This is a genomic window from Caulobacter sp. GW821-FHT09H08 (assembly GCF_059415885.1).
On sequence record NZ_JBWKOC010000001.1, the window covers coordinates 107,014 to 130,239 of the forward strand.

The 23,226-nt window shown below is 67.1% G+C and carries 20 protein-coding genes and 1 pseudogene; 12 read left to right on the forward strand and 9 right to left on the reverse strand.

Annotation, left to right across the window (positions count from 1 at the left end; genetic code table 11):
* Position 1 precedes the first annotated feature (1 nt).
* A complete protein-coding gene (locus AC07NN_RS00575) occupies positions 2 to 1,777 on the reverse strand; it encodes a DUF4153 domain-containing protein (protein WP_494637169.1) in 1,776 nt (591 codons plus the stop codon).
* A gap of 99 nt (positions 1,778 to 1,876) precedes the next feature.
* Between AC07NN_RS00575 and AC07NN_RS00580 the strand changes: the two genes are divergently transcribed.
* The gene (locus tag AC07NN_RS00580; RefSeq protein WP_494637171.1) at positions 1,877 to 3,373 is read left to right on the forward strand and encodes a S10 family peptidase; all 1,497 of its coding nucleotides are present in this window, start codon (positions 1,877 to 1,879) and stop codon (positions 3,371 to 3,373) included.
* An 80-nt stretch (positions 3,374 to 3,453) separates the two neighbouring features.
* Positions 3,454 to 3,837, forward strand: a complete 384-nt coding sequence (locus tag AC07NN_RS00585) for an iron chaperone (protein WP_494637173.1) — start codon at positions 3,454 to 3,456, stop codon at positions 3,835 to 3,837.
* A gap of 95 nt (positions 3,838 to 3,932) precedes the next feature.
* Here the strand turns inward: AC07NN_RS00585 and ppk2 are convergent, their stop codons facing one another.
* Positions 3,933 to 4,694: a polyphosphate kinase 2 gene (ppk2, locus tag AC07NN_RS00590; protein ID WP_494637175.1), complete on the reverse strand. Its 762-nt coding sequence runs from the start codon at positions 4,692 to 4,694 to the stop codon at positions 3,933 to 3,935.
* Positions 4,695 to 4,740: 46 nt separating this feature from the next.
* On the opposite strand from ppk2, the gene AC07NN_RS00595 reads away from it, so the two are divergent.
* Positions 4,741 to 5,457: a 16S rRNA (uracil(1498)-N(3))-methyltransferase gene (locus AC07NN_RS00595; RefSeq protein ID WP_494637177.1), complete on the forward strand. Its 717-nt coding sequence runs from the start codon at positions 4,741 to 4,743 to the stop codon at positions 5,455 to 5,457.
* Here AC07NN_RS00595 and AC07NN_RS00600 read toward each other — a convergent pair.
* Positions 5,454 to 5,807 (reverse strand): hypothetical protein, encoded by a 354-nt coding sequence (locus AC07NN_RS00600; RefSeq protein ID WP_494637179.1) that lies wholly within the window; start codon positions 5,805 to 5,807, stop codon positions 5,454 to 5,456. The two genes, AC07NN_RS00595 and AC07NN_RS00600, sit on opposite strands and share 4 nt — an antisense overlap.
* Positions 5,808 to 6,004: 197 nt before the next feature.
* Here AC07NN_RS00600 and AC07NN_RS00605 point away from each other — a divergent pair, with 197 nt between their 5' ends.
* The 4 genes from AC07NN_RS00605 to AC07NN_RS00620 all read left to right on the forward strand — a co-directional run bounded on the left by AC07NN_RS00605 (position 6,005) and on the right by AC07NN_RS00620 (position 11,178).
* Positions 6,005 to 7,366 carry a glutamate--cysteine ligase gene (locus tag AC07NN_RS00605; RefSeq protein WP_494637181.1) on the forward strand — a complete coding sequence of 454 codons (1,362 nt, stop codon included), beginning with the start codon at positions 6,005 to 6,007 and terminating at the stop codon, positions 7,364 to 7,366.
* Positions 7,367 to 7,592: 226 nt separating this feature from the next.
* Positions 7,593 to 9,623: a TonB-dependent receptor plug domain-containing protein gene (locus tag AC07NN_RS00610; RefSeq protein WP_494637183.1), complete on the forward strand. Its 2,031-nt coding sequence runs from the start codon at positions 7,593 to 7,595 to the stop codon at positions 9,621 to 9,623.
* Positions 9,624 to 9,635: 12 nt separating this feature from the next.
* Positions 9,636 to 10,166 (forward strand): homogentisate 1,2-dioxygenase, encoded by a 531-nt coding sequence (locus AC07NN_RS00615; RefSeq protein WP_494637185.1) that lies wholly within the window; start codon positions 9,636 to 9,638, stop codon positions 10,164 to 10,166.
* A gap of 13 nt (positions 10,167 to 10,179) precedes the next feature.
* Positions 10,180 to 11,178: a cytochrome-c peroxidase gene (locus tag AC07NN_RS00620; protein ID WP_494637187.1), complete on the forward strand. Its 999-nt coding sequence runs from the start codon at positions 10,180 to 10,182 to the stop codon at positions 11,176 to 11,178.
* On the opposite strand, the gene AC07NN_RS00625 is transcribed toward AC07NN_RS00620, so the two are convergent.
* Complete coding sequence (locus tag AC07NN_RS00625; RefSeq protein WP_494637189.1) at positions 11,175 to 11,705, reverse strand: DUF427 domain-containing protein; 531 nt, start codon at positions 11,703 to 11,705, stop codon at positions 11,175 to 11,177. The genes AC07NN_RS00620 and AC07NN_RS00625 overlap by 4 nt on opposite strands.
* Before the next feature lie 72 nt (positions 11,706 to 11,777).
* On the opposite strand from AC07NN_RS00625, the pseudogene AC07NN_RS00630 reads away from it, so the two are divergent.
* Positions 11,778 to 11,867, forward strand: a pseudogene (locus AC07NN_RS00630) (hypothetical protein); the annotation flags it as partial.
* Between the two features lie 142 nt (positions 11,868 to 12,009).
* Positions 12,010 to 13,908, forward strand: a complete 1,899-nt coding sequence (locus AC07NN_RS00635) for a peptide MFS transporter (protein ID WP_494637191.1) — start codon at positions 12,010 to 12,012, stop codon at positions 13,906 to 13,908.
* A 132-nt stretch (positions 13,909 to 14,040) separates the two neighbouring features.
* Here AC07NN_RS00635 and AC07NN_RS00640 read toward each other — a convergent pair whose 3' ends face one another.
* Positions 14,041 to 16,101, reverse strand: a complete 2,061-nt coding sequence (locus tag AC07NN_RS00640) for a TonB-dependent receptor plug domain-containing protein (protein WP_494637193.1) — start codon at positions 16,099 to 16,101, stop codon at positions 14,041 to 14,043.
* Positions 16,102 to 16,292: 191 nt separating this feature from the next.
* Here AC07NN_RS00640 and AC07NN_RS00645 point away from each other — a divergent pair, with 191 nt between their 5' ends.
* Positions 16,293 to 16,790 carry a GNAT family N-acetyltransferase gene (locus AC07NN_RS00645; protein WP_494637195.1) on the forward strand — a complete coding sequence of 166 codons (498 nt, stop codon included), beginning with the start codon at positions 16,293 to 16,295 and terminating at the stop codon, positions 16,788 to 16,790.
* Positions 16,791 to 16,943: 153 nt separating this feature from the next.
* Here AC07NN_RS00645 and tldD read toward each other — a convergent pair whose 3' ends face one another.
* From tldD to AC07NN_RS00665, 4 genes are all read right to left on the reverse strand, one after another.
* Entirely contained in the window at positions 16,944 to 18,380 is a 1,437-nt protein-coding gene (tldD, locus tag AC07NN_RS00650) for a metalloprotease TldD (protein ID WP_494637197.1), read from the reverse strand.
* An 81-nt stretch (positions 18,381 to 18,461) separates the two neighbouring features.
* On the reverse strand, positions 18,462 to 19,280 hold the full coding sequence (locus AC07NN_RS00655; RefSeq protein WP_494637198.1) for a GIN domain-containing protein: 819 nt from the start codon (positions 19,278 to 19,280) through the stop codon (positions 18,462 to 18,464).
* Between the two features lie 17 nt (positions 19,281 to 19,297).
* Positions 19,298 to 19,861, reverse strand: a complete 564-nt coding sequence (locus AC07NN_RS00660; RefSeq protein WP_494637200.1) for a DUF1700 domain-containing protein — start codon at positions 19,859 to 19,861, stop codon at positions 19,298 to 19,300.
* Positions 19,858 to 20,184 (reverse strand): PadR family transcriptional regulator, encoded by a 327-nt coding sequence (locus AC07NN_RS00665; RefSeq protein ID WP_494637202.1) that lies wholly within the window; start codon positions 20,182 to 20,184, stop codon positions 19,858 to 19,860. The genes AC07NN_RS00660 and AC07NN_RS00665 overlap by 4 nt, the downstream gene beginning before the upstream one ends.
* A 375-nt stretch (positions 20,185 to 20,559) precedes the next feature.
* On the opposite strand from AC07NN_RS00665, the gene coxB reads away from it, so the two are divergent.
* Positions 20,560 to 21,501, forward strand: coding sequence for a cytochrome c oxidase subunit II (coxB, locus tag AC07NN_RS00670; protein WP_494637204.1), 942 nt, complete (start codon positions 20,560 to 20,562; stop codon positions 21,499 to 21,501).
* Between the two features lie 26 nt (positions 21,502 to 21,527).
* Positions 21,528 to 23,195: a cytochrome c oxidase subunit I gene (ctaD, locus tag AC07NN_RS00675; RefSeq protein WP_494637206.1), complete on the forward strand. Its 1,668-nt coding sequence runs from the start codon at positions 21,528 to 21,530 to the stop codon at positions 23,193 to 23,195.
* The last annotated feature ends 31 nt before the right edge of the window (positions 23,196 to 23,226 follow it).

Genomic DNA, 23,226 nt, shown 5'->3' on the forward strand with positions numbered 1-23,226 from the left:
GTCATTCCTTATCGAGAGTGACGATCCCGGCCGTCAACGGCGGGGCGGACGTGGGGCAGTTGTCAGATAACGGGCGCATCAGCAGGCGCTGATCGCCGACCATCAGGTCCTGGCGCAGGGTCGGCGCGTCCAGTCGCACCGATCCGGACTTCAGCGCGGCGCCGATATCGACGTTTCCGCAGGAAGGGGTCGCCATAGCGACCCTACGCCAGCGGCCGTCCTTCAGCTTCATCACGTCGAACGCCGCGCCTGTGGTCATCAGCACTTCGTCCTGGCCGTCCCCGTCGACGTCGAGCAGCAGGATCGAACAGTTGGTTTCCGCAAACGCGCAGACCGAGCCGGTGTCATGGGACGCCGGATCCTGGCTCAGGAAGCTCGCGGGCAAGGCCTTGCCGGCTGGATAGACGGGCGCCTTCAAAAGGTCCGGACCCGACCGAGCGAAGACCGGAGCCTTCTCCTTTGCCGCGCTCGCTTCGTGCGCTCGCCGAGCCACGCCTCTGTCGGCGCTGGCTTTCAGCCGCTCGAGCGCGTCCCGCCCGTAACGCTGGCTGTCAAAGCGCAGGAACTGGAAGTCGAACTTCTCGGCCGCGATCTTGCCGATCTCCAGGCGTTTCACCTGACTGTCGACCGACAATCGCGCCGGGTCGGCGATGGGCGTGAAGAGCAGGATTAGCAGCAGCACCGACACCGCCGCCATGATCAGGTTCGTGCGCTCCAGTGGCTTCATCCATGGGCCGGGCTTCAGAGCCGCGATGGCGTAGCCGGCGGTGAAGCCGATCGCGACCACCAGGTAGGCCGTGGCGAACACCCGGTCGGGTGTCAGGCCGTACTGGTCGATCCGCAGCCACAGGGCGTAGGCGGCCAGGATCACGACGGGGATCAGCAGCAGGCTGGCGATCCGCGCCGCCCAGCGAGGGATGAAGTGCGGCGGCTCGGCGCCGTCCTGATAGGCGGCGTTGATCAGGATGATCAGGGCCGCGGCGGCGGCCAACAGCAGGGCGGTGGCGGCCTTGGTGCCCCACAGCGGCGCCAGGCCCGTGAAGGGCAGGGTGGCCAGGAAGCCGCCGGCGATCAGCACCATCAGCGGCGACAGCCAGGCCAGCAGGGTCAGGCCCACGGTCCGCGCCCCGCGCACCAGGCCGGCGCGGGCCTCGGTCAGTTGCACGGCCATGTGCACGGCGGCGGCGAACATCAGGCCGGTGGCTGGGAAGGCGAAGGCGGTCTCCTGGGTCAGCTTCTCGATGGCGTTGACGCCGATCAGCTTGAACAGGGCGCCGGCCAGGAACAGCAGCAGCCAGAAGGCCCCCGTGAAGGCCAGCGACAGGAAGAGCCGCACCCCGTTCGTCCAGGCCAGATCGAAATAGTCCGCATAGGGCGCGACCGGGCGACGGACGGCCTCGGCGGGTTGGATAAGGTGGTGGGCGATGAACAGCAGGGCGGCGACGGCAATGAACAGCGGCGGCGACAGCGGGCCGGCGCCCAGGCGCTGGGGCTCGGCCCCCGCCCAGGCGGCGTGGACGGCCAGGATCGCAGCCAGCGCGGCGGCGATGGCGGTCCAGGCGATGAGGGCGGTCCGGCGCATCGCTGACAGCGCGGCCAGCGGCAGCAACGGGACCATCAGGGCGCAGACCAGCAGCGGCGCGTAGAGCATCGGCGCCGTCGCCGGCCAGGCCTTCGACTCGTCGGCCTTCTGCAGCAGGAAGAGGGCGATCCCCTGGATCAGGCCAATGGCCAGCCGGATGAAGGCGGTGGTCCGAACCGACTTGGCGTCCGTCACGGGCGTCTCCCTTTACTGACCGCACAGCACCACGCTCGCACGCGGTTGTGAAGCTGCGCCGGTTCGCTTAGCAATTTCACCCTCAGTTCAGGGGCGATCATGAAACAGTCTTTCAAGGTGGGCGTCGCGGCCCTCTGCATCGTTGCGGCGATGGGCGGTCCGGCCGCCTTCGCTCAAGAGAAAAGCGACAAGCCGGCCGCCGAGAAATCGAATAGCGACCTGCCGCCGCTGCCGGCCGACAAGTCGGTCAAGCAGACGGCCGTGATCGGCGGCAAGACCATCGCCTATACCGCCACGGTCGGTGTGCTGCCGGTGCGCGACGAGAAGGGCAAGAAGGTCGGCGAGGTGGTCTACACGTCCTACGTCTTGGACGGTCCGCGCGACCCGGCCCGGCCGATCACCGTGGCCTTCAACGGCGGTCCCGGCGCGGCCTCGGTCTATCTGAACTTCGCCATCGGCCCCAAGCGCGTGCAGTTCGGCGCGGAAGGCGACAGCCCCTCGGCCTTCACCAAGCTGGAGGACAACCCGGCCAGCTGGCTGGACTTCACCGACATGGTGTTCATCGACCCCGTCGGCACCGGCTTCTCGCGCTCGCTGGTCAGCGAGGAAGAGAGCAAGCGGCGCTTCTTCGGCGTGAAGCAGGACATCGACTACCTGTCGCGGATCGTCTTCGACTACATGGTCAAGACCGAGCGCCTGGCCTCGCCCAAGTACCTGGTCGGCGAGAGCTACGGCGGCTTCCGTGGGCCGCGCCTGGCCTACACCCTGCAGACCGATCTCGGCGTGGCCGTGAAGGGCGTCGTCTTGGTCTCGCCGCTGCTGTCCAGCGCCGGCCGCGCTTCTGGTGAGATTTCACCGCTTCCGGCCATGTGGACCCTGCCCTCGATCGCCGCCGCCAAGCTGGAGCGCGACGGCAAGCTTTCGGTCGACAGCATCAAGGCGGTCGAGGACTACACGCGCGGCGAGTACATGGTCGACCTGATGAAGGGCTCCGACCCCGCCGCCCTGGATCGCCTGACGGCCAAGGTCTCGGCCATGACGGGCCTGGATCCGGCCTATGTCCGTCGCGCGGGCGGCAAGCTGGAGACCCAGTCGTTCCTGCGCGAGGTGTTCCGTGACAAGGGGCGCCTCGGCAGCCGCTACGACAGCAACGTCACCTCGCTGGACCCCTTCCCGAACGCGCCGACCCAGGAGGTCAACGACCCGATCCTGGACGCAATCATCGCCCCGACGACCAGCGCCATCGTCGACTTCACCACCCGCATCGTCGGCTGGAAGCCGGACGCCCGCTACGAGGCGCTGTCGGGCGACGTCAACCGCATGTGGGATCGCGGCCGGGGCGCCGACACCGAGTCGGTCACCGACTTGCGCAAGTCCGTGTCGGTGGATCCGAAGCTGAAGGTGCTAATCGTCCACGGCTACAACGACCTGTCGTGCCCGTTCTTCGCCTCGCGCCTGGTGGTCGACGCCATGCCGGCCACCGCAGGCGGCCGGGTGACCCTGTCCAACTATCCGGGCGGCCACATGTTCTACAGCCGTCCCGACAGCGGGGCGGCGTTCCGCAAGGACGTCATGGCGCTGTACGGGGCGAAATAATCGAGAGCGATGTCGGCGGCGGGACTTCCCGGACGTCCTGGTTTGGCGGCTAGATCGGTCGCTCGCTGGAGGACCAACCGATGATGAAGCCCCCCGCCGCGTCCGTCGACGACTACCTCTCCAAGCTGCCCGCCGATCAGAAGGCCGCCCTGGAGCTGCTGCGTGGTCAGATCCACGCCGTCGCTCCGGAGGCCGTGGAGGCGATCAGCTATGGCCTGCCGACCTTCAAGCTGCACGGCAACCTCGTGCACTTCGGCGCGGCCGCCAAGCACTGCGCCTTCTATCCGGGCGCGGTGATCGAGACGTTCGCCGATCGGCTGGCCGGCTTCGAGACCAGCAAGGGCACGATCCGCTTCCAGCCCGACGCGCCGCTGTCGCCGGACCTGGTGCGCGAGATCGTCGAGCACTGCGTGGCGCGCAACCGCGAAGTCGCGGCGGGGCGGGCGGCGCGGCGGAAGCGGTGAGACGAAACCTCGCCCTTTGACAAGCTCAGGGTGAGGTTTCACTGCGGCGCTCAGAGTAGCCCTCACCCTGAGCCTGTCGAAGGGCGAGGGCGGCGCTAACGCGCCAGCCGCCCGTCCTCCAGCGCCGCTGGCTCAAACGAGAAGATTACGCTGGGATCGGGCTTGGCGACGCCCTTGATCAGCTTCTTGTCGCCGGCCGCGTGCAGCAGCCAGCGGATGACATTGAGGCGGGCGGCCTTCTTGTGGTCGGCGCGGACGCAGATCCACGGCGCGACGTCGTTGGAGGTGCGCATCAGCATCTCGTCGCGGGCCTTGGTGTAGTCGTCCCACTTGTCCTGGGCGACCTTGTCGAGATCGCTGGTCTTGAAGGCCTTCAGCGGGTCCTCGCGGCGGGCCTTCAGGCGCTCGGCCTGTTCGTCGCGGCTGATGTCGAGCCAGAACTTCACGTAGCGCAGGCCGTTCTCGACCAGCATCCGCTCGAAGGCCGGCACGTCCTTGAGGAACTGCTCCTGCTGCTCCGGCGTCGAGAAGCCCATGACCCGCTCGACCCCGGCCCGGTTGTACCAGGAGCGGTTGAAGATCACCGCCTCGCCGCAGGCCGGCAGGTATTCGACATAGCGCTGGAAGTACCACTCGCTGCGCTCGCGCTCGGTCGGCTTGGGCAGGGCCACGACGGTGGTGGCGCGCTTGGACAGGTGCTCGGTCACCCGGGCGATCGTGCCGTCCTTGCCCGCCGAGTCGCGGCCCTCGAAGATGACGAGGATCTTGTCCCCGTCCTTGATGGCTTTCTTCTGCAGCTCGATCAGGGCCAGCTGCAGCTGCATGAGTTCGTTGTCGTAGTCGTCGGACTTGCTCATGAGCAGAGCCTACCCCCTCAAAGTCGAGTTAGGCTAGAAGGACGAAATGATCCGTCTTTTCGTTCCCAACGATCTCTCCTCCGGCGTCGGCGTCGTGCCGACCGTCGACCAGTCGCGCTACTTGACCCAGGTCATGCGCCTGGCCGTCGGGGCTGAGCTCCTGCTGTTCAACGGCCGCGACGGCGAGTGGCGCGCGACCATCGTCGAGGCGACCAAGCGCGGCTGCCTGCTGAAGGCCGAGGAACAGACGCGGCCGATGCACCTGGGGCCGGACCTGGATCTGATCGTCGCCATGGTCAAGCGCGGCCGGGTCGAGACCATCGTTGAGAAGGCCGCCGAGCTGGGCGCGCGTCGGGTGCGTCTGACGATCACGCGGCGGACGAACGTCGACTTCGTCAAGCTGGGCCGCCTGGACGCCATCGCCATGGAGGCGGCAGAGCAGACCGGTCGCCTGGATGTGCCGGAAATCCCGGACCCCGAGAAGCTGGACAAGATCCTCGACGAGTGGGACCCGCATCGCCGCCTCGTCTTCTGCGACGAGGGCGGCGATGCGAAACCGGCCATCGAGGCGCTGGCGGGGACGGGCGGTCCGGCGGCTATCCTGATCGGCCCCGAAGGCGGCTTCGCCCCCGAGGAACGCGAGCGTCTGCGGGGACTTTCCTTCGTCACGCCGGTGTCTTTGGGTCCCCGCATCCTGCGCGCCGACACGGCCGCGATCTCGGCCATGACCTTGTGGCAAGCGGCGGCCGGAGACTGGCGTTAGGGAGCCACCCCGAGCCAGAAGCCAAGCTTGGGGCCAACAAACGGCGCCATCAAGTCAGCGGCGCCTTCGACATTGAATGTGTCGGCGATTCCAAGGCGGATCATGTCCGTCGCTATCTGATCGCCCACCAGAGCAGCCTCGATCAGACTAGCCATCGCTTTCAGTGTCTTGTGTCCGCCGTCACCCAAGCAGGCCAACTCGATCATTCGACGGGCTGCCGTCGCCAGGAAAATGGAAGCTAGTATCTCGCCGAACTCGGCCTTGTGTTCCGCCAGCTCAATGTTCAAGCCCTCATCAACGTCGGCAAGTGCCTGCGCCAGCTGGATTTCGGGCGGAAGTGAATGGACCATGGCTTAGCCTAGCGCCCGTAGAGCGCTGGGCAATGGTCGCCTAAAAGGAATTCGACCTGTTGCAAAAGGCGAAGGTCGCCTCTTGAGGTTCGCAAAGAAAACGCCCAACTGGGCGAGACCGAGTAGTATCGCCGTCGGCGGAGAGAATGGGCCCTCTTCTCCCTCAGCATCGCAAACCCTGGGGAGGGACGGCTTGCATGGCCGACACCGCTAGCGTCCAAGAGCGTCAACTGACGCTCGCCGATCTGACCGAATATTTCGCCCAAGGCAGCAAGCCCAGGGAGCGCTTCCGCGTCGGCGCCGAGCACGAGAAGTTCGGCTTCTATCTGGGCTCGCACGAACCCGTTCCGTACGACGGCGGCAAGGGCGTCCACGCCCTGCTGACGGGGCTGCAGCGTTTCGGCTGGAAGCCCGTCATGGAAGGCGAAGTCATCATCGGCCTCGAGCGCAACGGCGCCAATGTCAGCCTGGAGCCGGGTGGTCAGTTCGAGCTGTCGGGCGCGCCGCTGGCGACCATGCACGACATCTGCGAGGAGACCGGCCAGCACCTGGACGAGGTCAAGACCGTCGCCGACGAACTGGGCCTGGGCTTCGTGGGTCTCGGCTTCTCGCCGCTGTGGAAGCGCGCCGAAGTGCCGATCATGCCCAAGGGCCGGTACGTGATCATGCGCAACTACATGCCCAAGGTCGGCAATCTCGGCCTCGACATGATGCTGCGCACATGCACGGTGCAGGCCAATCTCGACTTCTCCAGCGAAGCCGACATGGTCGCCAAGTTCCGCATGAGCCTGGCCCTGCAGCCGATCGCCACGGCCCTGTTCGCCAATTCCCCGTTCACGGAAGGCAAGCCGAACGGCTTCCTGTCGGCCCGCGCCAACGTCTGGACCGACACCGATCCGAACCGCACGGGCCTCCTGGACTTCGTGTTCGAGGACGGCTTCGATTTCGAGCGCTACGCCCGCTACGCGCTCGACGTGCCGATGTATTTCGTCAAGCGCGGCGACAAGTATATCGACGTCGCCGGCCGGTCTTTCCGCGACTTCATCGAGGGCCAGTTGCCCGAACTGCCGGGCGAGATCGCCACGATGAAGGACTGGGCCGACCACACGACCACGGCCTTCCCGGAAGTGCGCCTGAAGACCTATCTGGAAATGCGCGGCGCGGATGCTGGGCCCTGGAGCCGTCTCTGCGCCCTGCCGGCGTTGTGGACCGGCGTGTTCTACGACGATGCCGCCCTGGCCGCCGCCTGGGACCTCTGCAAGGACTGGACGCTGGAGGACCGCGAGGGCCTGCGCCGCGACGTGCCGAAGCTGGGCCTCAAGGCCAAGGTCGCCGGCCGCACCGCCCGGGACGTCGCCAAGGACTTCGTGGCCATCGCTCGCTCGGGCCTGAAGAACCGCGCCGAGCTGAACGGCGGCTTCCTCGACGAGACCATCTATCTCGGCGAACTGGAGCAGATCGCCGACAGCGGGATCACCCCGGCTGATCGTCTGCTGTCGCTCTACAACGGCGAATGGCAGGGCGATATCAGCCGCGTGTTCACCGACTGCGCCTACTGATTTTCCGCACCTTTTCTTGTCATCCCGGCCGGAGCGCAGCGTAGAGCCGGGACCCAGGGGGTGACGAAGCGCGGTGCGCGCCGCCCCTGGGTCCCGGACAGCCTCTACGAGGCTTCCGGGATGACAAGGATTTTGCACGTCGGCGTTCTCTCGAAACACCCGACGTTTCAGGTCGCGCGCCGTGATGAGTCTCGTTATGTAGCTCGAATACATAACGAGGTTTTCGATGCTGTTCCGATCCGTCCTGCTCGCCGGTTCCCTCCTGGCCGGAACCGCCCACGCTCAAGCCAGCGACGTTTACGCGCTGGGCGAGGTGCGGGTGACCGCGCGGGCCAGCGACGGTGGCCTGGTCGGCGGTTCGGTGATCAAGGGCGAGGACCTGCGCAGGTTCGACAAGGTCAGCGTCGACCAGGCGCTGGACCTGATCCCCGGCGCCAACGCCGGCAACAGCGGCGGCTCGCGCAACGAGCGGCTGGTATTCATCCGGGGCTTCGACCGCTTCCAGACGACCCTGTCGATCGACGGCGTGCGGGTGTTCCTGCCGGCCGACAACCGCATCGACTTCGCGCGCTTCCTGACGGCGGACCTGTCCGAAGTGCAGGTCTCGAAGGGTTACGTCTCGGTGCTCGACGGGCCGGGCGGCATCGGCGGGGCGATCAACCTCGTCACCCGCACGCCCTCGGCCCCGTTCGAAGGCGAAGTGCGGCTGGGCGGCGGCTTCGATGCCGACGGCTCGCTGAACAGCACGGCCGTCTCGGGCCGGATCGGCGGGCGGACCGACCGCTTCTACGCCCAGCTCAGCGGCGCGCGGAACGAGCGGACCCACTGGACCCTGCCGGACAGCTATCGCCCGACCTCGCTGGAGAATGGCGGCTACCGCGACCACTCCGACAGCGAGGACTGGCGGGTCAACGCCAAGGTCGGCTTCACCCCGCGCGAGGGTGACGACTATTCGCTGACCTTCACTCGCCAGGAGGGTTCGAAGAACGCGCCGTTCCACGTCACCGACACGGCCAGCACGCGCTACTGGACCTGGCCCTATTGGAACATCGACAGCCTGGCCCTGCTGACCCGCACCCAGATCGCCGAGCACGCCTATCTGAAGACCCGCTTCTATCGGAACACCTTCGAGAACGGCCTGTTCTCGTACGACAGCGCCCGGCAGAACACCCAGACCCTGGGGCGGGCCTTCCGCTCCTACTATGACGACGTCGCCTACGGCGGAAACGTCGAGCTGGACCTGGCGCTGACGCCGAGCAACACCCTGAAGGTCGCCGCCTTCTATCGCCGCGACGAGCATGTCGAGTGGCAGCAGACCTTCGCCCCGGCCCTGGTCGAGCCGCGCCAGACCACGACCGAGGACACCACCTCGATCGCCCTGGAGGACACCCAGGAGTTCGGCCCGAACGTCGATCTGGTGGTCGGTGTCTCGCGAGACCATCGCGACCTGTCGATGGCCCAGGACTTCAACACCAACGTCCTGGTGGCCTATCCCCTGACCGACGACAGCGCCTGGAACGGCCAGGGCGCGCTGATCTGGCGGCCCACGGCGACGAGCCAGCTGCACGCCAGCGTCTCGTCGCGCACCCGCTTCCCGACCCTGTTCGAGCGCTTCTCCTCGCGCTTCGGCACGGCGATCCCGAACCCGAACATCAAGGCCGAGCGCGCCGTGAACCTGGAGCTGGGCGGCAAGACCGATCTCGCGCCGGGCGTCAGCGTCGAGGGCGCTGTCTTCCATAGCGACGTCAAGGACGCCCTGATCGCCATCCCGGTCGCCCTCGGCGCGCCGTTCGGCACGGTCAGCCAGACCCGCAATGTCGGCGACGGCGAGTACTACGGCGCCGAGACCTCGGTGACGGCGGCGCTGTCGCCGGCCCTGACGGTCGGCGGCAACTACACCTACCTGCACCGCGACTTCACCGACCCGACCAACGCCGCGTTCCGGCCGCAGGGCGTGCCGACCCACAAGGTCTTCGCCTATGCCGACTGGAAGGCGCTGGATCGCCTGACCCTGACGCCCAGCGTCGAGGCGACCTCCAAGCGCTGGACCGTGACATCGAGCAGCCTGATCACCCCGGTTCGCTACTACCGCACCGGCGCCTACGTCCTGCTCGGCCTGACCGCGCGGATCGAGGTGACGCCGAAGATCGACGTGGTGGTCGGCGCCCGCAACCTGCTGGACCAGAAGTACCAGCTGGTCGATGGCTTCCCCGAGGAAGGCCGCAACTTCCGCACCGACCTGCGGGTCAAGTTCTAGGAGATGACCGCCATGCGTCTCGCCCTCCTCGCCGCCGTCGCCGTGCTGGCGGCTCCGTTCGCGGCCGTCGCCCAGATGGCGCCCGCCGCGCCGGCTTCCGCCTGCGCCGCCATGGACAAGGACCTGCCGGCCGAGCTGGCCGGCTGGACCAGCAAGGCGTCGCTGACCGCCGCCACCTCGACCGCTGGCTTGCCCAAGGCCGCCCTGGTTCCGGGGCAGGCCTATGCGGCCACCCTGGCGCCGACGCCGGACGTCGCCTACGCGATCCAGCCCGAGAAGCCGGGCGGCACGGTCAGCAAGGGCGGCCTGTTCTCGCTGACTATCGATAAGCCCGGCGCCTATGTGATCGCCTTGGGTACGGGCGCGTGGATCGATGTGCTGAAGGACGGCGAGGGCGCGCGGTCGATCGCCCACGGGCGCGGCCCGGCCTGCACCACCCTGCGCAAGATGGTGACCTTCGACCTGACCCCTGGCGCCTATGTCGTGCAGATCTCGGCCAATGCCGAGGCCAGCCTGGCGATCATGGTCGCGGCCAAGCCGTAGACAGGACCGGGACGTGCGGCTGGAGGTCTGGAGCAGGGTAGCGGGCCTCGTTGGAGCCCTGTGCCTGGTGCTGGTCTTCACGGCGGGCCTGGCCCAGCGCACCACCTCGGACGCCCGTGTCGAGCTGGGTCGGCGGCTGTTCTACGACGCCGACCTGTCGATCGACGGGACGATGGCCTGCGCCACTTGCCACGGGCAGCGGCATGGCTTCGCCGAGACCAATGCCACCCGGCCGGGCGTGCACGGCGAGCCGGGGCGACGCAACGCCATGACCCTGGCTAATGTCGGCGCCTTCGCCAGCCTGACCTGGGGCGATCCCGGTGTGACGCGTCTGGAAGACCAGGCCCTGATCCCGATCACGGGGACCAAGCCCGTGGAGATGGGCTTCCATGGCCAGGAGGCGGTGCTGACCGCCCGCCTGGGCGGCCAGGCCTGCTATCGCAAGCTGTTCGCCGCCGCCTTCCCCGAGACAGGCGGCGCGGTCGACATGGCCGCCATCGCTCGGGCCTTGGCCGCCTTCCAGCGCACCCTGGTGTCGCGCGACGCGCCCTACGACCGGGCCAGGCGCGGCGAGGCCGTGGCGATCCCGATCGAGGCGCAGCGCGGAGAGCGCCTGTTCTCCGGCAAGGCCCGCTGCGCGAGCTGCCATGCCGGAGACCTGTTCACGGACGCGGCGGGCGGCAAGCCGGAAGCGGCCTTCCACCGCATCGACCTGCCGTTCTCGGGCGACCAGGGCCTGGGCGACATCACCGGCAGGACGGCCGACAATGGCAAGTTCCGCACCCCGTCACTGCGCAATGTGGGGGTCAGCGCGCCTTACCTGCACGACGGTTCGGCCCGCACGTTGGAGAGCACGATCCGCCGCCATCGCGCGGCGATGACGCTGAGCGACAACGAGGTCAGCGACATCGTCGCCTTCCTGCGCACCCTGACGGACGAGCGCTTCCTGACCGATCCGCGCTTCTCGCTGCCCAAGGCCTCGTGCGCGCAGGCGGCGGCCGCTCTCGACTAGAGCGAGCCCACGCCCTTGTAGGGCTGGTCGACGTCGTGCTCGATCCGGTCGGGGTCGGGCATGGAGACGTTGGGCTTCCAGTGCTCGGCCTGGCTGGTTCCCGAGCCGCTGTCGGTGTGGCGGACCACCTCGTCGACATTGAAGGCGGCCTCGGTTTCGGCAGCGGTCAGGTCGCCGAGCTGGAACTCGACATGTTCGGGATAGAAGGCCACCCGGCCGGCGATCCGGTCGACGGCCGGATAGGGCGCCTCGTAGGACCACACCGCGTTCTCGATGATCTTGGCGTCGCGATAGATCGTGAAATAGCTGGCGTCGCCCTTGTAGGGGCAGTGGCTGACCTTGTCGGTCTTGCGCAGGAACAGCATTTGAACGTCGTCGCGCGGGAAATAGTAGACCGGCGGGTAGTTGGCTTCGACCAGCACCAGGGCGTCGTCGCTGTCGGCGATCTCGTGACCTTCGAACAGGACCCGCACGGTCGTCGGGGCGCGGGTGAGGGTGATGGGGTGGTTTTCGTCGGGGATTTTCATGGTGGGGCTCCCGTCCGTCATGAGGTTCGTCATGCAAACGCGCGACGCGCCCGCAAGGCTTCACGCCAACATTGGAAGCCGAAACCCGCCCGGCAAGCCGTTGCTTGTGAAACCGTCAGCCGCGTGATCTTCTCCCCGCCAAATTGGGGTCGGCGGGGATGATTTGACCGGAGCGCGTCGGGCGAAAGTGTTTACGGTTTCGCCCGTCAGACGCGCTCCAAACCCTTGAAACAACGGCCTTCCGCAAAGCGGAAGGCCGTTGGGGGGTCGGTCCCTGCCTCTCGTCACGTTTCAAGGCTAGCGTATGAACATCGTTATCGCCGCGGGCATTCTGGTCACGCTCGTGACCGGCATTCCCGTCGTTCTTCAGATTCTGAAAGGCCATCCGCGCGGCCTGATCATCTGCTTCCTGGCCGAGATGTGGGAGCGCTTCTCCTACTACGGCATGCGGGGCCTGCTGATCTTCTACCTGACCCAGCACTTCCTGTTCGATCCCAAGGTCGCCAGCGGTCACTACGGCTCCTATACCTCGCTGGTCTATATCGTGCCCCTGCTGGGCGGCTTCCTGGCCGACCGCTACCTGGGCACCCGCAAGGCCGTGGCGTTCGGCGCCATCCTGCTGGTCGCCGGCCACCTGGCCATGGCGGTCGAGGGCAAGCCGGCGGTCCAGACCCTGACCTATGCGGGCCACACCTACGAGTTCCAGGCCGACGGCCGGGGCGACAACCGTGTGGCCAAGATGATCGTGGCGGGCAAGCCCTACGACGTCACCGCGACCGAGAAGGGCGATTTCGCGATCAAGAACCTGCCGGCCGACGCGGGCCTGCCCGCCGTGCTGCCGAAGGGCGCGTACAAGCTGGACGTCGCCGGTCGCGACCCGATGTACCTGAACATCTTCTGGCTGGCCCTGTCGCTGATCATCGTCGGCGTGGGCTTCATGAAGTCAAACGTCGCCGCCCTGGTGGGCCAGCTCTATCCGCAGGGCGATCCGCGCCGCGACCCGGGCTTCACCCTCTACTATTTCGGCATCAACCTGGGCTCGTTCTGGGCCTCGATCCTGTGCGGCATCCTGGGCGTGAACGTGGGCTGGTGGGCCGGCTTCGGCGCGGCCGGTCTGGGCATGCTGGCCGGCTTCATCGTCTTCGTGCTGGGCAAGCCCTGGCTGCTGGGCCGTGGCGAGCCGCCGGAGGGCGCGAACCTGAAGGAGAAGGTCGCAGGGCCGATCACCCGCGAACTGGTCATCTACGGCGTCTCGATGCTGGCCGTCGTGGCCGTGTTCCTGGTCGTCCAGCACACGCCGGTGGTCAATGTCACCCTGCTGGCCGGCATGTTCGGCTCGCTGGGCTACATCCTATGGTTCGCCTTTGTGAAATGCGACAAGGTCGATCGCGAGCGCCTGCTGCTGGCCACGGTGCTGGTGCTGGGCGCAGTGGTGTTCTGGACCCTGTTCGAGCAGGCCGGGTCGTCGCTGAACCTGTTCGCGGCCACCAATGTCGATCTGAAGCTGCTGTCCAAGCCGGTCGAGTGGTTCGGCGGTTCGGTGGTGCTGGGCGCGCCCGACCAACTGGCGGCCGCCGGCATCTCCACGGTCGGCAAGTTCTGGGTCAACACCGACTTCAACGCCGCCCAGACCCAGGCGATCAACGCCGGCTGGATCCTGATCTTCGCCCCGGTCTTCGCCGCCCTCTGGACGGTGCTGACCGCGCGCGGGATCAACCCCAACCCGATGATCAAGTTCGGCCTGTCGTTGATCCAGGTCGGCGGCGGCTTCCTGATCCTGCTGATCGGCGCGAAATTCGCCGGCGGCGCGTTCAAGATGCCGCTGATCTTCCTGGTGCTGATGTACATGCTGCACACGGGCGGCGAGATGTGCATGTCGCCGGTCGGCCTGTCGCAGATGACCAAGCTGTCGCCGGTCCAGATGGTCTCGTTCGTGATGGCCGTCTGGTACATGGCCCTGGCCATGGCCAACCTGTTCGGCAGCTGGATCGCGGCCATCGCCTCGACCGAGACCATCGGCGGCCAGGTCCTCGATCCCGCCGCCGCCATGACCCAGTCGCTGCTGGTCTTCAAGATCATCGGCCTGATCGCCATCGGCCTGGGCGTGCTGTTCCTGGCCCTGTCGCCGATCCTCAAGAAGTGGTCGCACGGCGCGGACGACACCGACACTACGCCGGTCGCGGACTCCTCGGTTTCGGCCTAACCCAGGCCGGAAGCAAAGAAGGGCCCCGGCGACGATCCGGGGCCCTTCACGGAGGCGCGGAGGGGCCGCGCCTCACCTACGGGTGGGAACGGCCTTCGCGGTGGCTCAAACCGCGGAGGCCGCTTTCCGCTCCTACCCGAAGCTCTTGCGCACCTTGATCCAGAGATAGGGCTCGAACGGCGTCTCGCGCTTCTCTGTCTGGGTGACGATTCCCGAGGCCCGGCTGCCCGCGTACAGGACGCGTGTGCGGGTCTTGTGACGGCTGGCCCAGTTGGCCAGGATGGTCTCGATGGTCAGGTCCTTGCGCGGCCGCCACGCGACGAAACCTTCCACCCACTGTTCGAAGGTGAACGTGCGCACCTCGCCGATCCGGTAGTTGCGCTGCTCGTTGGGGCAGAAGGTCGTGGCGCCCCAGCTCCACTTGCCACCCGGCATGTCGCGGGTGAAGCGCACGTCGCAGGTGAAGGGCGTCTGGCCCGAGATGCGGCGCTTGAGCTGGGTGACCGGGTCGGTGACCTCGCTATTGGCCCACGAGAATCGCGTCCGCAACTGGCCGCCGCTGATCCCCAGCTTGTCGGTCGGGAGCGTCAGGTTGACCTGGTAGAAGTCGTTGGTCCCGTCGCCGATATTGCCCGGCGCCTCGAAGGTCTTGTTGATCGGGATGACGTCGACGACGTCCTGGATCTCCGAATGGCGCCATAGCAGGACCAGCGCGCCGCCGCCCCAGAAGCGCTTCTCCCAGGCCGTCTCGATCGTCCAGCGACGGTCGGGCTCAAGGTCCGGATTGCCAGCGTCCACCGTGCCGGTTTCGGTGCCGGCCGACGAGACGAAGTCGCCGAAGTCCAGCTGACCGACCTCGCGCTCCAGGCGGATGCGCAGCTGGTCGGTCTTGGTCGGCGACCAGGTCGCGAGCAGGCGGGGCTTGGGATAGAAGAACGACTTGGAGAGGTCGGTGTCGCCGCTCTGGCTGATGCGCGAGACTTCCAGGCGCGCGCCGGCCTCCAGGTTTAGCTTCGGCGTCACGCGCCAGATCGCCTTGCCCGAGGCCTCGCCGCGCAGCTCCTCGACCTTCACCTGGGCCGCCGGCAACGGGATCAGCTTGCTGTTCTCGAAGTAGCGGGTGTCGCCTTCCAGGAAGTTGTAGGCGCCCTCGAGATTGGCCTCGAACGACAGCTTGTCCGACCGCCGGTGCTTCAGCTCGGACCGCAGAATGGTCTCGCCGGTGTCGGTGCGCGACTGGTAGTCGACGAACAGGCTCGGGACCTCGAAGGTCGAGACATAGGTCTCGCGGCCCAGGTTCTGCAGCGCCACCAGCTGCAGGTCGGTGGCGGGCGAGAGCTTGCGGTCGTAGCGGGCGCCGAACTCGCCGGACCAGTTCTTCAGGTTCTCGCCGGTCAGCTCGCGCGCGGGGGCGGGGAAGACGCGGGTGGCGGTGACGTCGCGGTCGAAGCCGAAATATTCCAGCTTGGCGTTGACCCGCGTCTTGCCGCCCAGCATCGGGCGCTGGACCGCGCCGCGCAGGACGTAGTTGTAGATGGTGTCGTAGCCCTTCAGGGCGTCCTTCGAGGTCGGGACGCCCTTGCCGTCGGTGCGCAGGCGCACGCCGCCGTCGAAGGTGTTGTCGGTGCGGTCGCGGGTGGCCTTCAGCGAGCCTTCCAGGGCGTTGTCGCCCTCGCGGCGCGAGCCCTCGAGCTCGATGATCGGGCCGAAGAAGCCGTCCGGATAGACGTAGGTCTGGAGGTTGACGACCTTCTGAACCTGCACCGTGCGCTTCAGGATGATGTTGGCCATCACCGTGCGGCCCTGCATGTCGATGCCGGGGGCGCCGCCACGGATCAGGTCGATGCGCTCCACGGTCGAGGCCGAGATCCGCCGCAGCATGTCCTCCAGCGATTCGTTCTTGGTGGTCGGCCGTTCGCCGTTGATCAGGAAGTTGCCGGACGTGCCGGCGAAGCCGCGCGCGTTGTCGCCCTGCTCCAGCGAGAAGCCGGGCAGGCGGCTGATCATGTCCAGCGCCGTGCTGGGCTGGGCGGCGGCGAAGAACTCGGGCGCATAGGGGATCACGCCGCGCTGGGTCGGCTCGACGTCCTGGGCCGCGACGGCGGGTGCGGAGGCCTCGGCCGTCGCGATGGCCTGGTCGTCGTCAAGCGGCGACACGCCCGCAAGGGCGATCAACAGCGCGGTCGCAAGCATTGGCGTTTGTCCCTCAACAGCCCTCCCCAGGGCCCGCCTCGGGTCGCACCGTGGGCGGCGCGGAGGGGCGATGGAAGTTACAAGCGTGAAATGTGGATTAAACCTTTGAAAGGTTGTCGTTGATCAGCGATGCGGAGCGCCTTGCGGCCGGCCTTGCGAACCCATAGGTGCGAGCAGGAATGGAGGGGCCGATGACCGACATCGTGACGCCGCTGACGGTGGCGGACCTAGCCGAAAACGACGGCGCGGCGCTGCTGGCGCTGAACAACGCCCATGCGGTGGAGCTGTCGTGGCTGGAGCCCGAAAGGCTGACGCACCTGGTCGCCGAGGCCTTCGCCGCGCGACGGGTCGGTGTCGCCGACGCCCTGCTGCTGACCTTCGACCAGGCCGCCGACTACGACAGCGTCAATTTCCTGTGGTTCTGCGAGCGCTATCCGAGCTTCGTCTATGTCGACCGGGTGGTGGTGGCCGACAGCGCACGGGGCAGGGGCCTGGCGCGGGCCCTCTATGACGACCTGTTCGCGGCGGCGCGCGCGGCGGGGCATGAGCGCATCGTCTGCGAGGTCAATTCCGATCCGCCCAATCCGGCGTCGGACAGGTTCCACGCCGCGCTCGGGTTCGTGACCGTGGGGACGGCCGAGATCCACGGCGGGAAGAAGACGGTGACGTACCTGGAGCGGGTGCTTTAGGCGGACGAGAGCGCCCCCTCCGTCTCGCTGCGTATCCGCAGCGATCCACCTCCCCCGTTTCACGGGGGAGGAGAAAGGGGGCTCATCTCCTGCCCCGCTTGCGGGGGAGGTGGCGCGCGGCGCAGCCGCGTGACGGAGGGGGCGCTTAGCGACCTAAACCGCTGTCCCGCCCACCGTCAGGCCCGTGATCTTCAGGCTCGGCTGGCCCACGCCCACAGGTACGCCCTGGCCGGACTTGCCGCAGACGCCGATGCCGGGGTCGAAATCGAAGTCGTTGCCGATCATGGTCACGCGGGTCAGGGCCGACGGACCGTCGCCGATCAGGGTCGCGCCCTTGACCGGGGCGGTGATCTTGCCGTCCTCGACCAGATAGGCCTCGGTGCACTGGAAGACGAACTTGCCGTTGGTGATGTCGACCTGGCCGCCGCCGAAATTGGCGCAGTAGAGGCCGCGCTTCATCGAGGCGATCATCTCCTTCGGATCGTCGTTGCCCGCCAGCATGCCGGTGTTGGTCATGCGCGGCATCGGCATATGGGCGTAGGACTGGCGACGGCCGTTGCCGGTGGCCTTCATGCCCATCAGGCGCGCGCTCATGCGGTCGTGCATGTAGCCGACGAGGATGCCGTCCTCGATCAGGATGGTGCGCTCGGTGGGCGTGCCCTCGTCGTCGACGGTCAAGGAGCCTCTGCGGCCGGCGATCGAGCCGTCGTCGAAGACGGTGACGCCCTTGGCGGCCACGCGCTCGCCGATGCGGCCCGAGAAGGCGCTGATGCCCTTGCGGTTGAAGTCGCCTTCCAGGCCGTGGCCGACGGCCTCGTGCAGCAGCACGCCGTTCCAGCCCGGGCCCAGGACCACGTCCATCTCGCCGGCCGGGCAGGCGACGGCGTCGAGGTTCACCAGCGCCATGCGCAGAGCCTCGTCGACCTGGTCCTGCCACTTGTCCGGAGAGATCCAGGCGGCGAAGCCGGCGCGGCCGCCGGCGCCGGCGCTGCCGCTTTCGCGGCGGCCGTCCTTCTCGACGGTGACCTGGACATTGACCCGCACCAGCGGACGGACGTCGCGGATCAGCTTGCCGTCGGCGCGCAGGATCTCGACCACGCGGCGCTCGCCGGCCATCGAGGCCATCACCTGGACAACGCGCGGATCGCGGGCGCGGGCGAAGGCGTCGATCTCCTGGAGCAGGCTGACCTTGTCGGAGAAGTCCGGTGCGCTGACCGGATTGTCCTCGCCGTAGAGCTTTTCGTTGGTCGAGCGAGGCCCCTCGGCCGAGACGCCGGCGTGGCCGCGCTTGGCGAGGCTGGCGCTGGAGGCGGCGCGGCCGATGGCGGCTTCGCTGATCTCGGCGGCGTGGGCGTAGCCCGCCGTCTCGCCGGCCACGACGCGCAGGCCGAAGCCCTCGCCGCTGTCGTAGGAGGCGCTCTTGAGGCGTCCGTCGTCGAAGACGAAGGCCTCGCTCTCGGAGCGCTCGAGGAACAGCTCGCCGTCATCGGCGCCGGCCAGGGCCTCGCCCAGGATCGAACGGGCGCGGTCGGGATCGACGCCGGCGGCGTCCAGGATCGAAAGGGAAGAGGCGGGGAGAGGAGCGTTCATGGGCCTACAGGTAGGCTTTCCGAACGCGTCCGTCACCCCGCCCCTTCTTCACAAGCTCTGCTGAGGGGCTTGTGAAACGGATCAGTATTCGCGGCGGACCTCGCCCGAGCCGGTGATCTCGCTGCTGATCGTCTTGGGCTCGGTGCGCAGTTCGACGTCGCCGCTGCCGGAGATGTCGAGCTTGACCTTCTCGGTGGCGAACACCGCGCCGCCGCCGCTGCCCGAGACGTCGACGACCGCGTCCTTGGCCTTCAGGTTGGTCAGGTTGATGTAGCCCGAACCCGAATTGTCGATCGTCACGGCCTGCACCCGGCCCTGGGCGTCGACGTCGCCGCTGCCGCTGACGTTCACCGCGAAGCTCGGGTGGTCGTACTTGCGGATGTCGATGTCGCCGGAGCCCCGGACCTCGAACTTGGTGACGTCCGGCGCGATGACGGTGATCTTCACGCGGTCGGAGTCGCTTTCGACGCGCACCCCGAACGAGTCGATGGTCAACCGGTCGTGGTCGATGTCGTCGCTGTCGGCCAGGGTGATCTTGCCCCCCTCGACGCGAAGGCGGTCGACATAGTCCTTGGGGCCCGACACGACGATCTTGGCCTCGGCGCCCTGGACGAAGACGACGTCGACCGGCAGGTCGATGATCAGCTCGTCCTTGCCCGTCCAGGCGAAGGTGCGGTCGATGGCCGGGACGGGGCGCTCGCCCTGGACCCGGACGTGCCGACCGGTCCGGATCACGTGGCCGCCGTCACGGATGACGATGGTGTCGCCGTCGCGGTTGAACGGCATGGTCCAGCCGTTCTTCATGATTTCCGGGCCGGCGATGGCCGCCACTCCGGCGAAGCAGCCGACGGACAGCGCGAAACTGGCCGCGGCGATGATGAGCGTATTGCGGATCAACATGGTCCCCTCCTCTCCGCTCAGACTTGTTCGATGGCCGGCTTCAGCAGCCGGTAGTGAAGGCGGGCGTACCAGACGACCGCGTTGAAGACCCCGACCGTCACCAGCGTCAGCAGGGCGCCGAGGCAGGTGGCCAGGCCCATGAAGCCCAGGCCGATCAGGAAGGCCGTGATCGGGCCACCGGGCGGTGCGCTCAGCGGGCCGACGGCGAAGATGAACCCGCCGCAGATGAACATGGTCACCACGGCGACCAGGAACCCGAACAGCGCGGCCAGCACCCCCATCAGCAGGGGCAGCAGGAACATGATGTCGAGGGCGCCCAGGCCCAGAAGGGCGATGACGGCGGCCAGGGCGTTGGAAGGATTCTTCTTTTCCTCCCACTGCTTCAGACCGGCCTCGGCGCGCACTTCGCGGGCCAGGCGATCGGGATCGCCCAGGGCGGCGGCGACTTCGGCCTCGGTGCGGCCGGCGGCTTGGCCGTCGGCGAAATAGGCCTCGTGGTCGGCGACGACGTCGGCGATCATGGTCACCGGTAGGCCGGCCAGGCCGCGACGCAGGCGGGTGATGAACTCGGCGCGGGTCATGCGGCGGCTCCCACGATGTCGTTCACCGCATTGGCGAACGTGGTCCAATCGGCCTTCTGCTGTTCCAGGCTTTGGCGCCCGGTCGCAGTCAGGCGGTAGTATTTACGAGGCGGACCGCTCTGGCTTTCCACCAGGTAGGTCTCGACCAGCCCATCCGACTGCATGCGGCGCATCAGCGGATAGATCGTCCCTTCCCCCATATCGATGTCCCTCGTGAGCCTGCTGGCGATCTCGTAGGCGTAGCTGTCGGCGTGCGAGAGCAGGGCCAGCACACAGAGCGCCAGCACGCCTTTCTTCAGTTGGATTTCAATTGTTTCCGGCACGGCGTCCTTGCCTCCGTTGATGCTCTCTTCTATCGCCAGGTACTGAGTAACGCAAGGTACCTACTCATGAATGATACGTAATGATGCGGACGGCTGTTTTTGGGCTTGATGAGAGGGGTTCGCAACTGGAGGTCCCGTAGCCGGGGATAACCGGGCAATCCCATGTCGCACGCGTGGTCTCTGGCGCTTGGCAACCGCTGGCGATGCGCGTATGCAGCGACCGGACCGGTCCTTGGGGCGGACCCGCTTTCGGCGCGCGACTCACTGTCCGCGAAGTCGATTGCGGAGCGCTGGAACAGGGGCCGTAATGTGCAAGTCGGCGCGGCGCGGCTCTTTTCAAGAGCCAAATCGCCGCCGAAACGGGCCGTGAGGGATATGAAGGCGCAATTTTCGGGGATTCAGCGGTTCATGACGGGCGCGTCCGCCCTCGCCGCTAGCATCGTGTTCTCTGGGATGTTCGCGGGGAACGCCCTCGCCGAGGATCTGCTGGGCCAGCCGACGCCGGGGGCCATCGACCTCCAGCCGGCCGCTTCGGTGCTGAAGCACGACGCCATCTGGTTCCACAATGTCATCCTGATGCCGATCATCACGGCCATCACCTTGCTGGTGCTGGGCCTGCTGATCTGGATCGTGGTGCGCTATAACAAGAAGGCGAACCCGGTCCCGGCCAAGTTCAGCCACAACACCACCGTCGAGATCATCTGGACCGTCGTTCCGGTCCTGATCCTGATGCTGATCGCGATCTTCTCGTTCCGACTGCTGTTCGGCTACAACAACATGCCGACGCCCTACATGACCGTGAAGGCCACGGGCTATCAGTGGTACTGGGGCTACGAGTACCCGGACCAGAAGATCAGCGAAATCGTCTCGCTGCCCCTCACCAAGGAACAGGCCGACGCCAAGAAGGTCCCGTACCTGCTGGCCGCCGACAAGGCGATGGTCGTTCCCGTCAACCAGGTCGTCCGCGTCCAGGTCACCGGCGCCGACGTGATCCACGCCTTCGCCCTGCCGGCCTTCGGTCTGAAGACCGACGCCATTCCGGGCCGCCTGAACGAAACCTGGTTCAAGGCCGAGAAGACCGGCGTCTATTACGGCCAGTGCTCGGAACTCTGCGGCGTCGATCACTCGAACATGCCGATCGAGATCCACGTGGTCTCGCAAGCCGAGTTCGACGCTTGGGTTAAGGAAAAGGTCGCTCCGCCGGCTCCGGCCGCCGCGCCGGCCGCTCCGGCTGACGCCGCCGCGACCCCCGCTTCGGCTCCGGCCGCCGCCCCCGCTTCCGCTCCGGCCGCGGCTCCCGCCGCGCCGGCGGCCTAAGAATACGATCGTAGGATAGAAGTCCGATGGCTCACGCCGCAGACACTCACGACGCTCACGGCGGTCACGACGACGCCGACCACAAGCCGCCCTTCTTCGCCCGCTGGTTCTTCTCGACGAACCACAAGGACATCGGCACGCTCTACATCCTGTTCGCCATCATGGCGGGCCTCGTCGGCGGCGCCCTGTCGGGCCTGATCCGCTGGGAGCTGATGGAGCCGGGCATCCAGGTGTTCACCGACACTGGCCTGCTGGCTCAACTCGGTGTCTTCAAGGGCAAGCACGGCTTCAACGCGGTCGTCACCGCCCACGCCCTGATCATGATCTTCTTCATGGTCATGCCCGCCATGATCGGCGGCTTCGGCAACTGGTTCGTTCCGATCATGATCGGCGCGCCGGACATGGCCTTCCCGCGGATGAACAACATCTCGTTCTGGCTGCTGGTCGCCGCGTGGGTCCTGCTGGTCAGCTCGATGTTCGTCGACGGCGGCCCGGGCCACGGCTTCGGCGGCGGCTGGACGATCTATCCGCCGCTCTCGACCATCGGTCACAAGGGTCCGGCCATGGACCTGGCGATCCTGTCGCTCCACCTGGCCGGCGCTAGCTCGATCCTGGGCGCGATCAACTTCATCACCACGATCTTCAACATGCGCGCGCCGGGCATGACCCTGCACCGCATGCCGCTGTTCGCCTGGTCGGTGCTGATCACCGCCTTCCTGCTGCTGCTGTCGCTGCCCGTCCTGGCCGGCGCCATCACCATGCTGCTGACCGACCGTAACTTCGGCACCCACTTCTTCGACCCGGCCGCCGGCGGCGACCCCGTCATGTTCCAGCACCTGTTCTGGTTCTTCGGTCACCCGGAAGTGTACATCCTGATCCTGCCGGGCTTCGGCATCGTCAGCCACATCGTCTCGACCTTCTCCAAGAAGCCGGTCTTCGGCTACCTGGCGATGGCCTACGCGATGGTCGCCATCGGCTTCGTCGGCTTCGTCGTGTGGGCGCACCACATGTACACGGTCGGCATGAGCATCAACCTGCGCGCCTACTTCGTGGCCGCCACGATGATCATCGCCGTCCCGACGGGCGTGAAGATCTTCAGCTGGATCGCCACGATGTGGGGCGGTTCGCTGGACTTCAAGACGCCGATGCTGTGGGCGATCGGCTTCATCTTCCTCTTCACCGTCGGTGGTGTGACGGGCGTCGTCCTGTCGAACGCCGGCATCGACTACAGCCTGCACGACACCTACTACGTGGTGGCCCACTTCCACTACGTGCTGTCGCTGGGCGCCGTCTTCGCCATCTTCGCCGGCTTCTACTACTGGTTCGAGAAGATGTGGGGCGTGAAGTACAACGAGTTCCTCGGCTGCGCCCACTTCTGGGTGATGTTCGTCGGCGTGAACCTGGTGTTCTTCCCGCAGCACTTCCTGGGCCTGCAAGGCATGCCGCGTCGCTACGTCGACTATCCGGAAGCCTTCGCGAAGTGGAACTACGTCTCGTCGGTCGGCTACATGATCACCGTCGTCGGCGTGGGCATCTTCCTGCTGGTGCTGATCGAAGCCGCGATCCGTCGCCGCAAGGCCGAGGCCAACCCGTGGGGCGAAGGCGCCACCACGCTGGAATGGACCCTGTCCTCGCCGCCGCCGTTCCACCAGTTCAGCGAACCGCCGGTGATCAAGGAAGACAGCCACCACTAAGGTGTTCTGTCGTCCGTAACCGGACCAAGAC